Source organism: Saprospiraceae bacterium (genome assembly GCA_016719615.1).
In the GTDB taxonomy this organism is placed as follows: domain Bacteria; phylum Bacteroidota; class Bacteroidia; order Chitinophagales; family Saprospiraceae; genus Vicinibacter.
This window is the reverse complement of the sequence record JADJYQ010000001.1, coordinates 1,454,240-1,469,297: the sequence shown is the minus strand read 5'-3', so window position 1 is coordinate 1,469,297 and position 15,058 is coordinate 1,454,240. Positions and strand designations below refer to the sequence as shown.

Genomic DNA, 15,058 nt, shown 5'->3' with positions numbered 1-15,058 from the left:
AGAAAAGGCTTATTTTATTGCTGAGTAAATGGTGCATATTCCGAAAGTAAGTGGCTTGAATGTGCAATCTTTAAATTGCTGTTGCTGCATGATCGCAATGAAACGCTCATAATCGGGAAATTGTTGCACCGATTCAAACAGATAACTGTATGCCCTGCGATCTCTGGACCATAAATTTCCAATCAAGGGTAGAAAATATTTAAAATATAAATTAAACATTTGTTTAAACGGAGTGATTCTGGGTTTTGAAAACTCCAGAATCAGTAATGAGCCGCCTGGTTTTAAAACTCTAAACATTTCAGAAATTCCCTTTTCGACATTTTCAAAATTGCGAACACCGAAACCAATAAATACCGTATCAAAAGTATTGGATTCAAAATTTAATGCCTCTGCATCTCCCTGAATTAGATTTATCTGAAATTCCAATTTCTTTTCCAATACTATTTTGCGGGCTTTCTCAAGCATCCCATCTGATAAATCTACAGCATCAATGATTGAATTTGGAAATGCTTTCGCTGCTTCAAATGAAATAGCACAGGTGCCTGCTGCCAAATCGAGGAATCGCAAGTTTTCTTCTTTTGAGTATGGAATACTTTGAATCAGCCTTTTTCGCCAAATTTTATCAATTCCCAGTGAAAGTATACTATTGAGCAAATCATAACTGCCTGAAATTCTGTTAAACATCTCAGCCACTTGTGACTTTTTAGAACCTTCCTGATGATATGGATTTACCTGATTCAGCCTTAAATTTTGCCCAAAGTTAGCCAAGTCTGAACAAAGACTTCGAGTCGCTTGAAATTAATATTTTAAATATGTATAATCAATTGTAAATTAATTTTTTAAACTTTAATTTTTTACATAAAAGCCTGTGAAATACGGTCTGTGTTTTATATCTTTGCAAACTTTATTTTGGATTAAGAATTATGGAGGAACACGACAAAATTATACCAGTCAGTATTGATGAGCAGTTGAGGAATTCTTACATCGATTATTCGATGTCCGTCATAGTCGCAAGAGCTTTACCTGATGTTCGGGATGGATTAAAACCGGTGCATCGAAGAGTGATGTATGGAATGCATGAACTCGGTTTGCCATATAACAAGCCTTTCAAAAAATCTGCAAGGATTGTAGGGGAGGTCCTTGGTAAATACCATCCGCACGGCGATAGTTCGGTCTACGATGCTATGGTTCGTATGGCGCAGGATTGGTCGATGAGATATCCGTTGGTAGATGGTCAAGGTAACTTTGGCTCGATGGATGGAGATAGTCCGGCTGCAATGCGTTATACGGAAGCCAGGTTGTCGCGAATTTCTGATCAATTATTGGATGATATAAACAAGGACACTGTTGATTGGAGATTTAATTTTGATGACAGTCTGGAAGAACCTACTGTTTTGCCATCTAAAGTTCCGAATCTTTTAATCAATGGCTCTTCGGGAATTGCTGTAGGGATGGCCACGAATATGTTGCCTCACAATCTTACTGAAGTTTGTTCAGGAGTTATTGCGATGATCGAGAATCCGGCTATAACACTCGAAGAATTAATGCAGATGATTCCCGGACCTGACCTCCCTACAGGTGGCACCATCTATGGGATTACTGGAATCAAAGATGCTTATGAAACCGGAAAAGGCAAGATTCTATTACGAGGTAAAGCAGAAATTCAACCATCTGATAACCGAGAGATTATATTAATTTCAGAAATCCCGTATCAGGTCAATAAAGCATTGATGATTCAAAAAATGGCCGATCTCGTCAATGAAGAGCGGATAGTTGGCATCAGTGACATTAGAGATGAATCAGATCGCGAAGGTATACGCGTTATTGTCGAACTTAAAAAAGACGCTATAGCCAATGTGGTTCTCAGCAATTTATATAAGTTTACTCCTTTACAAACAAGCATAGGTATTAACAATATTGCGCTCGTTAATGGCAGACCGGTATCCCTGGGACTTCACCAGCTGATATCGGAATTCATCAGTTTCCGCATCAAAGTCATTGTTCGCCGAACTCAATACGAACTGCGCATTGCCAGAGAAAAAGCACATATACTCGAAGGACTCCTCATTGCTTTAGATCATTTGGATGAAGTCATTAAGTTGATCCGTTCTTCAAGAACTGTTGAGGATGCGAAAAACGGATTGATGACTCAGTTTCTTTTATCAGAAGTGCAATCAAAAGCCATCCTGGAGATGCGCCTGCAAAGATTGACCGGACTTGAAAGAGATAAGATCAAAGATGAGTACGATGGCCTGTTGAAAGAAATAGAACGCCTTGAAAAAATATTGGCTGATGAAAGCTTGCAACGCGAAATCATTAAGCAAGAGCTTACGGAGATCAAAGATAAATTTGGCGATGCCAGACGAACAGAAATCACTCAGGTAGACGGAGAAATCAATATGGAAGACATGATCGCAAATGATCAGGTCATTGTTACAATTTCGCATTTGGGTTATATTAAAAGAACCAAAGCAACCGAGTACCGGACTCAAAGCAGAGGTGGACGAGGATCAACTGGAAGCAAAACCCGCGAAGAAGATTTTATCGAGCATATGTTTGTTGCCTCCAATCACAATTATCTTTTACTTTTCACAGAACTTGGTAAATGTTACTGGTTGCGCGTTTTTGAAATTCCTGAAGCCAGCAAAACAAGTACCGGAAGATCCATTCAGAATCTCATTACGCTGGCAAAAGAAGACAAAGTACGAGCTTATATAAATATTGAAGATCTGGAAGATAAAGATTTTTTGCAATCGCATTTCATTATGCTTTGTACCAAAAAAAGGGATTATCAAAAAAAGTAGCGTAGAAGATTTTAGCAGACCCAGAGCCAATGGAATCATTGCGATCAGTATCAATGATGGCGACCAACTCATGGAAGCTAAATTGACAAACGGTCAAAGTGAAATCGTCATTGCCAATCGCAAAGGACGTGCAATTCGCTTTTCAGAAGCAAAAGTTCGCGCCATGGGAAGAAATGCTGCCGGTGTGAGAGCTATCAAATTGGATACTACCAATGATCACGTTGTAGGTATGGTATGTGTCGATCCTAACGATCCGGAAACTACAATTCTGGTAGTCTCTGAAAAAGGTAACGGAAAAAGAACTCCACTTGAAGACTATAGTGTAACCAACAGAGGCGGCAAAGGCGTTCGAACCTTAAAGCTTACGGAAAAAACCGGAGATCTTATTGCTATCAAAAATGTGAGTGATTTGCAGGATTTAATGATCACGACCACACAAGGCGTTGTGATCCGGATGGAAATCAGCGAATTGCGCTCTATGGGCCGTGCCACACAAGGCGTCAGACTGATCAGATTGGATGAAGGGGATCAAATAGCGGACGTAACTGTTATTGAAAGGGAAGAAGAAACTTTACAAGAAATTGACAACGAACCAACAAATGAAGTAGATCAAATTCTTCCGTTGACGAGTGATGATAGTGAAGAATAATTTTTAAATGTATCTTAACTAAATTGTTTCCGAACAACGAATTATTTTAGCGAATAAATAGTTATATCCATAAAACTAAAAAAATGAGAAATTTTCTAATCCTTATTTTTTGGGGCCTATGTGTTTCCGCGTTTTCTCAAGAGGCTCAAAAAGATGTCAAAAAGGCCGATAGTAAATTAGCCAATTATTTCTTAGATCCTGCCGCGAACCTATCTAAATTATGGGAAGCAAAAACGCTCATCGATGGTGCCAGTGCAGATTCAAGTGTTGCAAATGCATTTAAAACCTGGAATGTCAAGGGCAAAGTATATAATGCAGTTTGTGCTTTTGAAAGCGACTCCATACTTATAGCTCAGCAATTCAACAAAACCTATGCTGTAAAATATCCGGATGCGGCTATGACTGCCTACAACTCTTGGCTCAAAGCAAAAGAATTATCAACCAAATCTTACGAAACCAAAGAGATCCTGGCTGCACTTACAGAAACTTCAAGATCGCTTAATAATTATGGTTTAAAAGCATATGAAAGCAATGATTTTAAGTTCGCATATATTCAATTTGCATCGGTTGTTGAAATTGACAAAATAGTGACCACCGGCGGACAAAAAAGCATTTTCCCCAATGAAGAAGATCTAAAAAAACAAAAGTATCTGGCAGCAGCCTGTGCTGTGAATGGAAATATGCTTGTTGAAGCAGCACCATATCTTGAAGAATTAAGAACCTTGAATTACAATGAATCTTACATTTACGAAGGGCTTTATCGTTATTATACAACAATAGATTCAACTAAGGCAGAAGCAGTACTTGATGAAGGTCGCAAGAAATTTCCAAATGAAACATCACTCTTATTTACAGAGATCAATCACTTCCTAAAAAAAGGAAAATTAAATGAATTGGTTGACAAGCTAAAAATGGCTATAGAGAAGGAACCAAACAATGTTTCCGTATACACAACACTTGGAAATGTTTACGACAATTTATGCCAGGCAGAATGGGATGGCGGAAGGATTGAAAAGGGAAATGAACATTACCTCAATGCAGAAAAATATTATTTAGAAGCCGCTAAAATTAATCCTAAAGATTTTAATACACTTTATAGTATTGGAGCACTTTATTATAACAAAGCAGCATTGATTTCGAAAGATGCCAACAAACTAAGTTCTGATTATACCAAAGAAGGCACTAAAAAATACAATGAGAAAAAAGCTGAAATGGAAAGTTATTTCGACAAAGCATTGCCATTTTTCGAACAGGCTGAAAAGCTAGACCCACAGGATAAAAATACATTGATCGCCTTAAAGGAAATTTATGCCAAAAAATCCATGTTCGATAAATCGAATGCTTACAAAGCAAAATTGGAAGCTTTAGGAAATTAATTTTTAGAATAAATATTATATTTGAAGAGGTACAGTGCATAAACTGTACCTTCTTTATTTAAAACCGTAGGTATACTGGAAACTAAATTAAATATCAAATATGAAAAATAAATTTGAAGAGCCGGAAGCATTAAATAGGGTAGGAGACTTTCATCATTTATTTAATATGCCTGTTTTGGAAGATCCGCAAATTCCACCAATGGAAAGGTGCAATTTAAGAATCTCTTTGTTGGCAGAAGAATTGCGCGAACTCGAAGAAGGAATTGAAAAGAAAAACATTATTGAAATAGCAGATGCTTTGTGTGATCTACAATACGTATTATCCGGTGCAATTCTTGAATTCGGATTAGGATCAAAATTTAAAGCATTATTTGATGAAGTTCAACGATCCAATATGAGCAAAGCATGTGCTACGCTTGAAGAAGCCATCGCTACACAGGAAAAATATGCTCATGAAAAACAAGTGGAATCAGAAATTATCATCAAAGACGGCAAATTTCTGGTGTATCGCAAAGAGGACGGAAAGGTTCTAAAATCTGTCCATTACAGTCCCGCGAATCTGGAGAAACTTCTCTAAAAACCAGCACTTATTTATCTATCGCCATAGTAAAAAACCGTGCTTCATTATTGGATCATATTCCAATCTCAAATCAAGTCTTCAATTATTGAGGCCGTTTTTCATAAAGTGGCCCTACTTTAAATTCACCGGAAGTGGGCTCCGTTCTTTTGATGCGAATGCCATAGGGAATTTCATCCAGAAACTCCGTTCTTGACCTTGCAATACTTCCTTTGCCATCATGGACTTCAATTTGAAAATTGGTCATGATTTTTTGAGAATCTCTTTGAATGATTAGGTATTTCAAACCTATGCCAAGCTGAGCCAATCGTTCCCGAATTTCAACCAGTTTTTCAGATGGCATGGCTTTATCAAAATGAACTTCAATCCAATTTTTGTCTACATAGAATTCATCTGCAAATTCTTTTGAATTCGAGGATTTTGTGTCACTTTGACAAGCTAACAGCAAGCCTAAAAAGAAAATTGCTATAACTTTCATTGAAAACTGAATCAAAACATTCAAATCTAAATATTTCGTCTTATTAAACAGGAGTATTGGGATCAGCTGGTGGTGGAGTTGAGGGCGTAGTGCTCTCAGGCGTTTTCTGATCATCATCATCACCTGTAATTTTGTCCTTTAAATCCTCCAGTTTATCACCTACTTTTTCGAAAAAGTCTTCGGCTTTATCAATAGCAGCCTCTACTTTTTGTTCAGCAGCTTTATAAGTTTCAGATTCCTTTACCTGGTGTATTTTTTCGGTGGCAGCCACTTTAAGGTCTTCAACTTTATCCTCCGCCCAGTCTTTAGCTTTTTCAACCATAACCTCACCTTTGTCTTCCAGTTGATCTAGTTTATGCTCCGCTTTTTCCATGAGCTGATGCGTGCTTTCCTTAGACTTTCCAAGTAGTTTGTCGAAAAAATTCTTAATTCCCATGTTCGTTATATTTTGTTTTAAAATGATGTATTAATTTGATGCAGGTGGAACTCTTGGCTCCTCAGGATCTTTTGGAAGCTCAAGAGGCTCTATTCTTTTTGTATTATTCTCAACCGAATTCGTTGCATCCATTTTTTCAGTATCCTTAAGCCAGGTCTCTGCTTTGCTGAAAAAATCCTCATGTTTTTTTCCTGCACTTTCGCCAAAGTCTATGGGTTTATCTGCAATACCATCCCCATCTTTATCCGGATTTTCCATACGTTCCTGCTCTTCTAAAGCCTTTGCTTTCTCAAGAGTAGCATCGACAAACCCTTCTACCTTTTCAACAGTATCCTGAGCTTTTTGTTTTAAATTTTCCCGGAATTCTCGTGTAGATTCTTCAATATTTTCAGCTTGCTCTTTTACTTCATTCCACAATGCTGAACCTTGTTGTTTGACCTCTTCGACGGTACCTGAAATAAACTCTTTGGTCTTGTCCATCAAATTCTCCTCATCTAACGAAGAATTTGCAGAAGATTGAATGGGGGAGCCCTTCGGAAAATCATCGTCTTCAATAAGATTTGGGGTTTTTGGTCGTTTCTGACTAAAAAGTGATTTGAATTGATCTAATAAACTCATACGTTCAACAAAATTAACAATGTGCGGCTTAAAAGTCCAGTATTTTTAAAACTTCAGAATAATTTAAAATTTCATTTAATCAACATACTGTCATATTCAATAAGTAAATACGGGCATTCAATAAACCGACGATTAAATTGATTCATAAATTAAGATCATTACATTCTGAATTTCGTCCAATTCGGTATAAAAAGCATCTTACTAACCATCCTTTGACAAACCTGGGTTATTGATCCAGGTTTGTTTTTTTGCCCTTTGTTAAATTTATTTAAGATAATTGGAGCTTCAGATCCTGACTGAACTTGAACAGGTTTGGAAAAATGCCTGGACCAAAAGAATGAAAGGGTCTGTTTTTCAAACACATCTCTGCTTTGATTTGGCCGCCTGGTGTTTTATAAATTTTTAATTCTGCCGCTGCTAAATCTTCCAGCCAATCTGTCTTCCGCATCAATTTCATACATCCTGATTTTCTGATGCTATCATAATCATCCAGTCTTTCAAAACCATAGTGGTATCCTAAGCTAACCACTTCTGCCATAGCTACATGGTTGTTGAAAAAATCGAGTTTATCATCTGCCTCAAGCAAGATTTCATCGGCTATTTGTCTAGGTCTGAGCCAACCATAAAGCAAAAATGGAAAAGAGACAATTGCCAAACTGAAGAATGATCTTGGAAGTAGAGCCCAATCGTCAAAAAAATAAGCATTGATGCATACTCCAAACAATACACCGAGGAGGATCTGCACAAAAAATCGCAGTTGAAAATTAGATTTATAAAGTACTTTCATGGAAAGGCAATTTTAAAACGCTTATCAAATATAAATAGATATTTGAAAATTTACACGACGATATCAATTTAGAAATCTTCAATCAAAATGAATCTTTACGCCATAAAATCCCAGCCAAAACAACAAAAAACAAACAATAGACATAACGAACAATCGGATAAAAGGATGTCTCGGAATCATCAATAAGCATCACTGCAATTCCGATGGCACCAAAAGCCATAGCGAAATAACCCAAAGCTTTAGGGAAGGATGCATCCCGGGTGATCGCCAATCCGATGGGTATCAATCCCAGGCAGAAAAACATATAACTCATTCTGCGGAAACAGGAAACCCATTGGTAGGTCACCTCCATTGAATTGACAAAAGATTCCTGAAGTGCCTGTGCCAAGGTCGTCACCTTCCAGCCTCCCCATGCGCCCATATCCATAAAATAAGCTTCCGAAATAGAGCCCACCAGCAGCGCCAGACAACAAACGAAAATACCAGCTTGGATGATGGGATGTATGGATGACATTCGCATCAAACTTCCCAGCGAAACTAAAGCCATGATGGCCATAAAATTGCCGAATACCAGAACTCTGAAAGACCATATAAAAAGTGTTTGATTTTCGTGAGCTATGGCAAGAGAATTGAGATTTATGTCCTCTTGTATTGCACCAGGCTGCATAAGATACCCACCTGTGATCAAGAGGGCAGCCATGATGAAAAGGGTAGCGGTAAAGCGAAGATTAAAACTTGATTGATCCATTTTAAATTATTAATTAAGTAAAATCTACTAATTTCGGTTTAAAATTAATTCAATTTAAATTGATATTTATTCCAATATAGAAATGTTACGAATCTTTTTTGTATTAACTTTCATATCCTGCCAACGTTATACAAATTTCCCATTACAAGGTGATCACCAACTCGTTTCAATGTATCATAAATATGATGGATATTTTAATGATTCTAATCGCGCCGGACACATTGAAATAAAATTTACTCTTGGAAATCACTTTCATTTCTTTGCTCAGGTTGATTCTATTTCAGAAATTAAATATACTTATCACAACAATGATACGATCATAATTTTCAAATCCTATAATTCCAATTGTTTTAATCTGAATTCTACTTTGCAAAATCATTCTGACCAGCGCGCAAACATTTCAGGCCTCTACAATGGAGTCCCTTGGAATACTAATTTATATATTCCTAAATTTTTCGAAATCCAGGGTACCTTAAAATCGAATTTAGCAGTTATATCAAAATCTAAAGGCATAAAACTTGAATGGGACGCTGACAGATCTTCAGCTCAAGTCAATGCTGTGTTGCTTGAGATTTCTTACTACGCCACTTTAAACAACATATTTCTAGACAATGCAGCAGGTAAAGATGTTTTTAAAAAATTTATTCTACCAGATACCGGAGAATTTGAATTAAGCTCATATCTGTTAAAGGATTTTCCGCCCGCAGAAATCATTTTGATTTATATAAGGAAGGTAAATTATACAAACCTAATTATCAATGGCAGAAATCTGCCAATCAAGGTAGAAACCGAAGATCAAAGCCATTTTAAATTGGTCAAGTAATTTACAGCTGCGTCTTCCAAATTGAAGAGGCTTTTTTCCCATAATTTATAGTATGGGATTTATCACATTTTACGTGATTCTGATTTCCTTTTGTTACGATGAGAGGTACTCCTATTTAAGATACTTTCTATTTTGTTAACCTACACTCACTTACTTTGCTTTAAAACTGTAATTAAATCATACAGTTTTTTATTCTCTTCAATGAGTTTTTGAGTCATATTATTTTGATTTCCAGGCAAATATGAAGCTTGTTCTGATATTTTCATCTTAAAAAACTCAGGAAACCGTGTATTTAACTCTTTGTATATCAATGCCATGATATCAATGTTGATGAGCATGGACAGTTTGACGATCTCGTATATGTCAGAATAGATGGGGCTATTGAAGCGATGATATAAGCCTGTAGCCGATATCCCAAGCTGCTTTGCCACCCAAGTGTATTCAATGCCATTATTAGAAATAAGGTCCTTAATAAACTGACCTATATGTAGATTTTCGTACTCAGCTTGTGGATAATTTCGCATTATTATTGAATTTATTTACAAAAATATAATGAAATATTGCATTATTAGTTAATTTCAATCACTTATTTGTTATTGTTTTATTACACAAATGTTATATTTGTACCTAAATCTGCTACTCATGAGCCAAAACTTACACGACATTGTCAAATCTCTTGTTTCCGGTTCGGAAAAAGAAGCCTGGCTGACAGCCGGCAAATTGCTCAGTCCTTATCAAAAGGCAATCATAAAAGAAAATGGTTGGAGCCTGGTAAAATACACACTCATGCTATACAGCAATAAGGAGCCATTGGTAAGTGATGTCGTAATACTTTGTAAAATTATTGGAATCCCAGTTCAACCCGTCATAGACAAGCTCATATGAACTATGCAGAGTCGCGTTTGCGCTCGATTGGGTTCGATCCCGATCAGCACTGGGCATTCTTCTCATCTCATCCAGATGAGCCTCATGCCCCTAAAATAAAAAAGCCGGTCTTTTGGTCGGATGAAAAAGGAAACCTCTGTATTGGCGTATATGATCTTAATAGAGAGTTTTACACCATCGACTTCAAGGACAGCAAGTCAAAACTAGATAACAGGATATTCCATTACATCCGGTACAGTGAGCCTAAAATAGTAGATGGCAAAGAAAGAAAAATCACTCCATGTGTTTCCGGCCAGGGAAGTTTCCCATATATCCCTTTATCCGTTTTATCCAAATATAAACTACAACAAAAGATCAAAACACTGATCATCACCGAGGGCCAAATCAAAGCTTTTGTAGGATCCAATTTTGAAATGGATATTGTTGGAATACCTGGAATTCAGGTTTGGAATACTGCATCTTTAAGCGGAATTTTTTATTCCATTGCTGAAATCATTAAAGAGTGTAAGGTTGAATGCCTTATTTGGCTTACTGATGCTGATACTTTTAAAATGGAGTGGTCAGAAGGAAAAGACTTAGGTAAGCGACTCAATGATTTTTGTAATAGCGTCATCCAGTTTAAAGAAAGAACCAGAGACTTTAATTGCCGGCAGATTTATGCACATATTAACTCTAACAGCTTAAGTAAAGGTATTGATGATTTACTTTTGGATCAGAGTGATAAAGCTGCATTAATCATAGATGAATTACTCAAAGACGATTCTAAATCTGAGTACTTCTCAAAATTGGACATTTCCAATAAGTCCATAACCAAGATCAAAGAATACTTTGGTCTGGAGGACAATGTAAAATCGTTTTACAACAAATTTGAAAATGTCATTGGGCTGCGCGAATTCGGATTTTTAAAAGGCTCATACCGTTATGATGAAATCTCTCAAAAAGTGGTTTATGTCAAATGCGGAGAATCGAATCAATTCATCATGGTTGACTCAACTTACTTTATCAAAGGACCGGTACCAACAAAATATGGCGAAATTGAAAACACGCTAAAGCCTATAAAACCAGCCGGTATAAAGGCTATGTTCAAAAATAAATCCACCAATTTTTTGGATGAGGCCAACCTTGCTTTATTCATGAAAAAAATTGCTCTACGATATTCCTTATTACAATGGATTTATAAACCGGCCCGATCACATTAATTATAGAAGAGAATTTCCGGCAACAGATCAGCACGGTCACGATATGAAATACTACAACAAGTATTTTGAATTAAGTCATAACCCACAAGCCGGTGATTGTCCTTTATCAATTGATTTTGTAAAGCACATATTCGGTACCGGAGAAATTCACTTTGATGGTAAAAAATACAATGAATACGATCTAGGTTTGGATTACATCCAATTGCTTTACCTCGAGCCTACTCAGTTTTTACCAATACTATGTCTAGTCAGTAAGCAACGCGGTACTGGTAAAACCAAATTTTGGGAATGGATTGGGGCGATTTTTCAGCAGAATGTAAAACCTATAAATAGCCAAATGCTAAACGGGCAGTTTACGTCCTTGTTTGCATCTTCATTGCTCGTTTACATCGATGAAGCTTTTTTAGACAAAAAGGAAACCATCGAAAAGCTGAAAAGCTTGGTAACGTCTGATAAAGGTAAAATTGAGCACAAAGGTGTTGATGCTGACATTATAGACAACTTTTTAAAAGTTGGAATTTCTACAAATGATGAAACCAGCTTTGCATATATTCCTGGTGATGAAGTCCGGTTTTGGGTGCGTAAAATACTACCTATCCCTCAGGAAAAGTTAAACAAGCATTGGTTTGAAAATTTACGTAAAGAAATTCCGGCGTTTTTAAATTTTATGCAAAACAGAAAACTAGTCACTGAATACCGGCATAGGGGATGGTTTCATCCAGAAATCATTAAAACGGAAGCACTACAAGCCATCATCAATGAATCCAGGTCAAGCATTGAAATTGCGATTGAAGAAGCGCTGCGAGAGCATATGTCCATTGTCAAAAAGCCAGTCATTCATTTGTCGACCAAAGATATTCGCGATCTGATTGACGATAATAAAATACAGTTAACACAGATTCGTTGGGCATTAACTTCGCGTCTGGAATTAGTCAATCAGGGAATCTCAAAAGAATATGAAAAATATTACCTGACGACAAATTCAGTAGGGGATCCGGAAGTAAGATCTGAAATTAAAAAATCTACTTTCTATACAATAACCGCTACTTCAATTTTTTCAGTTGCGCAAATCCTTGAGCTTTTTTCAACAGAAGAAATTTTGGAAATGGAGGAAATCGAATTGAAGCTCTATGAAAAAAGTTTATTTTGGTCGAAATTTAATCATCTCAATAAAGGACTGCTTTTTCAGATTGAAGAATTTAAACCAAGGACTGAAAATAGTTTGGAAATTTTAATGTCTGAAAGCTCATCATTTGCATTTGCGTTGAAAGTATGTACACATGATATCAAAGATCAAATAAAAAATTAATTATAAACAGATCAAGTTGTTTTACTCTTAGTTAAATAGTTCATTTTTATTACCCCGAGTACAATACTCAAATTCATGATAAAATGCAAAAAAATGGTAGTTGGGATTGAATCTGTAATTAAATATATTTTACTTAAAACAAGATGGCCAATTATAGCGAGTATGAGACCTTTGGTATTATAATAAAGATGCCCCAATCCAACAATAAGAGTAGCAAATAAAATCAAAGTATCTCCATTAATGTAAAAGAGCTTATTTAAATAATGAAACAAATAATATCTCATTACAATTTCTTCAAAAATAATTCCTACTAAAATAAAAAAAACAAACAATATAAATTCCTTATTGGTTTTTGGAATAATAAAATTTGGTATGGCTAAACTTTCAATTATTGCATTACTTTTCTTTATTACTAAGTCAAATGTTGCAATTATTGTCGGAAACAATATAAAAAAATATAAGTAATCTACAAATCTTGGAAGGGATTGAAAATCCATCTCCATACATTGTTGAATTAATATACTCATTAATTGAAAACACAAAAACAAACAAAAATATGAAAAACTCAATTAAAACACTTTTAGTTAAAACATAATAATAAGATTTATGAATTTCCGCTCTTCCAAAAGCAAGATATATATAATACCCTATAATTATACCTATAACCAAATAATGAATCACGAACAACTAAATTTTATTAATAAATTAAAAGTCAAAAGAGCCTAGCTTTATAAAAGTTAAGCTCCTTTGATTTTTACTAATGTTTAGTAATTAACCTTACCTCCATCTAAGCCAGCCTCTCCTCAAAACAGGACCTAAAGAACCACACACTGCTCCAACTAAAGTTTCTTCGGCCAATTCTCCTACATCAATAGAACCGCTTTGCCGATATTGCTTTACAGCCGACCACGTTGCACCCAGTAATGCTCCTGCCGCATCATGTGCCCAATCTTGAGTTGGTTCCCCCACATCGTTAAGGAAACTCTTATCTGCCCAAAACACGGAAGAGTTTTCGCCAATTAAAGTAACAAATTCAAGCAAGGGAGTCTCAGTTTCCATTGTGTCGCAAATATTAAGCCATGCTGTACGAATCACTTCTATTGAATCTACTAATGCTGAATTGTTAATAGTATTATTAAATCGCAAACTAACACAATAAACAATGTAATACTCCCCATTTATTGGACCAAAAGTTGAGTTCGTTAAGTTAATAAAATTCATATTAAGCTGCATGATTTTTAATGGAATCATCGTATCGTTTATTGGGAGTTTGTCCGGTAGTTTGGTGCATTTTCCGGTGGTAATAGGCGATATGGTTTTGAACTCCTTCAAAAAGTTCAAAACCATTATCGCATGGATTGAATAAATATAATCGTACTTTAAAGTTTTCCAGAATCTTTCAATCCAGGTATTATCTGTAGCTCTTCCTTTGCCATCCATTGAGATCAATATCTTTTCAGATTCCAAATAATGAGTCCACATCGCACTTGTAAATTGAGAACCTTGATCCGAGTTTATAATATTGGGTTTACCATTGACAGCAATGGCTTCTTTTAAAGCAGCAACACACCATTGTTTACTCATACTATTACTTATACTCCAGCCCATGATTTTGCGACTATAAACATCAATGAAGGCAATCATGTACATAAATCCTTTAGCCATCGGGATGTACGTAATATCGGTACACCAAACCTGATTGGCATGTGTGATTTCCAGATTTCTGAGTAAATACGGTTTAATAAATTGCTTTAGGCCCTGTTTTGTTAGGTTTTTGCGACGATATATTGTTTGCCATCCCATAACCTTAAACAACCTCCTTATTCGTTTAGGACCTACCGGATATCCTTTTTCCTTTAAAAGATTCACCATTGATTTAACCCCTTCTGTCGGGTGCTGTAACAAATGCTTATCCATGATATTCATCATTTTAACATTTTCAGGCTTTTCCTGAACAGGCTGGTAATAAAGTGTGCTCCTTGGTACGTTCAATAGATCACACTGTTTGCGAATACTCAGCTTTTGTGGTTTCGTATGCACCATCTCTATTCGTTGTTTCATATCCCCAGTTTCTTGCAACTTTTTTTAAAATCATTCTCTACTTTCAATTGGCCGATTTGTGCATACAATTTCTCCATTTCAGCTGAATCAGTATCATCCTGAGCTGATTTTGAGTTGTCGAAAATAGATCCCATGTTCTCTAAAAATTCAGTTTTCCACTTGGAAATCATAACGTGATTAACATCAAACTGAAGACTAAGATCAGCCATAGTCTTTTTGTTTTTAATGGCTTCTAAAGCCACACTGGCCTTAAAAGGCCCCGGTAAATTGCGTCTTGTTTTTTTCATAGGTCTAGTAAATTTAAGTGT

16 protein-coding genes and 1 pseudogene are annotated in these 15,058 nt (G+C 36.0%); 7 read left to right on the top strand and 10 right to left on the bottom strand.

What is annotated here, in order from left to right; genetic code table 11:
- Window positions 1–9: 9 nt before the first annotated feature.
- On the bottom strand, window positions 10–741 hold the full coding sequence (gene ubiE, locus IPM92_06075; protein ID MBK9107946.1) for a bifunctional demethylmenaquinone methyltransferase/2-methoxy-6-polyprenyl-1,4-benzoquinol methylase UbiE: 732 nt from the start codon (window positions 739–741) through the stop codon (window positions 10–12).
- A 182-nt stretch (window positions 742–923) separates the two neighbouring features.
- Here ubiE and gyrA point away from each other — a divergent pair.
- The 3 genes and pseudogenes from gyrA to IPM92_06060 all read left to right on the top strand — a co-directional run bounded on the left by gyrA (window position 924) and on the right by IPM92_06060 (window position 5,406).
- A pseudogene (gene gyrA / locus IPM92_06070) lies at window positions 924–3,453 on the top strand (DNA gyrase subunit A).
- 83 nt (window positions 3,454–3,536) lie between these two features.
- Entirely contained in the window at window positions 3,537–4,829 is a 1,293-nt protein-coding gene (locus IPM92_06065) for a hypothetical protein (protein ID MBK9107945.1), read from the top strand.
- Window positions 4,830–4,929: 100 nt separating this feature from the next.
- A complete protein-coding gene (locus IPM92_06060; GenBank protein MBK9107944.1) occupies window positions 4,930–5,406 on the top strand; it encodes a nucleoside triphosphate pyrophosphohydrolase family protein in 477 nt (158 codons plus the stop codon).
- Window positions 5,407–5,491: 85 nt separating this feature from the next.
- On the opposite strand, the gene IPM92_06055 is transcribed toward IPM92_06060, so the two are convergent.
- From IPM92_06055 to IPM92_06035, 5 genes are all read right to left on the bottom strand, one after another.
- Entirely contained in the window at window positions 5,492–5,884 is a 393-nt protein-coding gene (locus IPM92_06055; protein MBK9107943.1) for a hypothetical protein, read from the bottom strand.
- Between the two features lie 43 nt (window positions 5,885–5,927).
- The gene (locus IPM92_06050) at window positions 5,928–6,320 is read right to left on the bottom strand and encodes a hypothetical protein (GenBank protein ID MBK9107942.1); all 393 of its coding nucleotides are present in this window, start codon (window positions 6,318–6,320) and stop codon (window positions 5,928–5,930) included.
- Window positions 6,321–6,350: 30 nt separating this feature from the next.
- Window positions 6,351–6,938, bottom strand: a complete 588-nt coding sequence (locus IPM92_06045) for a hypothetical protein (protein MBK9107941.1) — start codon at window positions 6,936–6,938, stop codon at window positions 6,351–6,353.
- A gap of 268 nt (window positions 6,939–7,206) precedes the next feature.
- Window positions 7,207–7,725 carry a hypothetical protein gene (locus tag IPM92_06040; protein MBK9107940.1) on the bottom strand — a complete coding sequence of 173 codons (519 nt, stop codon included), beginning with the start codon at window positions 7,723–7,725 and terminating at the stop codon, window positions 7,207–7,209.
- Between the two features lie 82 nt (window positions 7,726–7,807).
- On the bottom strand, window positions 7,808–8,473 hold the full coding sequence (locus IPM92_06035) for a hypothetical protein (GenBank protein MBK9107939.1): 666 nt from the start codon (window positions 8,471–8,473) through the stop codon (window positions 7,808–7,810).
- An 82-nt stretch (window positions 8,474–8,555) separates the two neighbouring features.
- Between IPM92_06035 and IPM92_06030 the strand changes: the two genes are divergently transcribed.
- Window positions 8,556–9,296: a hypothetical protein gene (locus IPM92_06030; GenBank protein ID MBK9107938.1), complete on the top strand. Its 741-nt coding sequence runs from the start codon at window positions 8,556–8,558 to the stop codon at window positions 9,294–9,296.
- Between the two features lie 146 nt (window positions 9,297–9,442).
- On the opposite strand, the gene IPM92_06025 is transcribed toward IPM92_06030, so the two are convergent.
- Window positions 9,443–9,820: a hypothetical protein gene (locus tag IPM92_06025; GenBank protein ID MBK9107937.1), complete on the bottom strand. Its 378-nt coding sequence runs from the start codon at window positions 9,818–9,820 to the stop codon at window positions 9,443–9,445.
- 118 nt (window positions 9,821–9,938) lie between these two features.
- Between IPM92_06025 and IPM92_06020 the strand changes: the two genes are divergently transcribed.
- The 3 genes from IPM92_06020 to IPM92_06010 are packed head-to-tail and all read left to right on the top strand — an operon-like array spanning window position 9,939 to window position 12,689.
- Window positions 9,939–10,181, top strand: coding sequence for a hypothetical protein (locus IPM92_06020; protein MBK9107936.1), 243 nt, complete (start codon window positions 9,939–9,941; stop codon window positions 10,179–10,181).
- Window positions 10,178–11,380: a hypothetical protein gene (locus IPM92_06015; protein MBK9107935.1), complete on the top strand. Its 1,203-nt coding sequence runs from the start codon at window positions 10,178–10,180 to the stop codon at window positions 11,378–11,380. The genes IPM92_06020 and IPM92_06015 overlap by 4 nt, the downstream gene beginning before the upstream one ends.
- On the top strand, window positions 11,325–12,689 hold the full coding sequence (locus IPM92_06010) for a hypothetical protein (protein ID MBK9107934.1): 1,365 nt from the start codon (window positions 11,325–11,327) through the stop codon (window positions 12,687–12,689). The genes IPM92_06015 and IPM92_06010 overlap by 56 nt, the downstream gene beginning before the upstream one ends.
- Window positions 12,690–12,700: 11 nt before the next feature.
- Here IPM92_06010 and IPM92_06005 read toward each other — a convergent pair whose 3' ends face one another.
- The 3 genes from IPM92_06005 to IPM92_05995 all read right to left on the bottom strand — a co-directional run bounded on the left by IPM92_06005 (window position 12,701) and on the right by IPM92_05995 (window position 15,037).
- The gene (locus tag IPM92_06005) at window positions 12,701–13,192 is read right to left on the bottom strand and encodes a CPBP family intramembrane metalloprotease (protein MBK9107933.1); all 492 of its coding nucleotides are present in this window, start codon (window positions 13,190–13,192) and stop codon (window positions 12,701–12,703) included.
- Between the two features lie 274 nt (window positions 13,193–13,466).
- A complete protein-coding gene (locus IPM92_06000; GenBank protein ID MBK9107932.1) occupies window positions 13,467–14,750 on the bottom strand; it encodes an IS3 family transposase in 1,284 nt (427 codons plus the stop codon).
- Window positions 14,747–15,037 carry a transposase gene (locus tag IPM92_05995; protein MBK9107931.1) on the bottom strand — a complete coding sequence of 97 codons (291 nt, stop codon included), beginning with the start codon at window positions 15,035–15,037 and terminating at the stop codon, window positions 14,747–14,749. Before IPM92_05995 ends, IPM92_06000 begins: the two co-directional genes overlap by 4 nt.
- Window positions 15,038–15,058 lie beyond the last annotated feature (21 nt).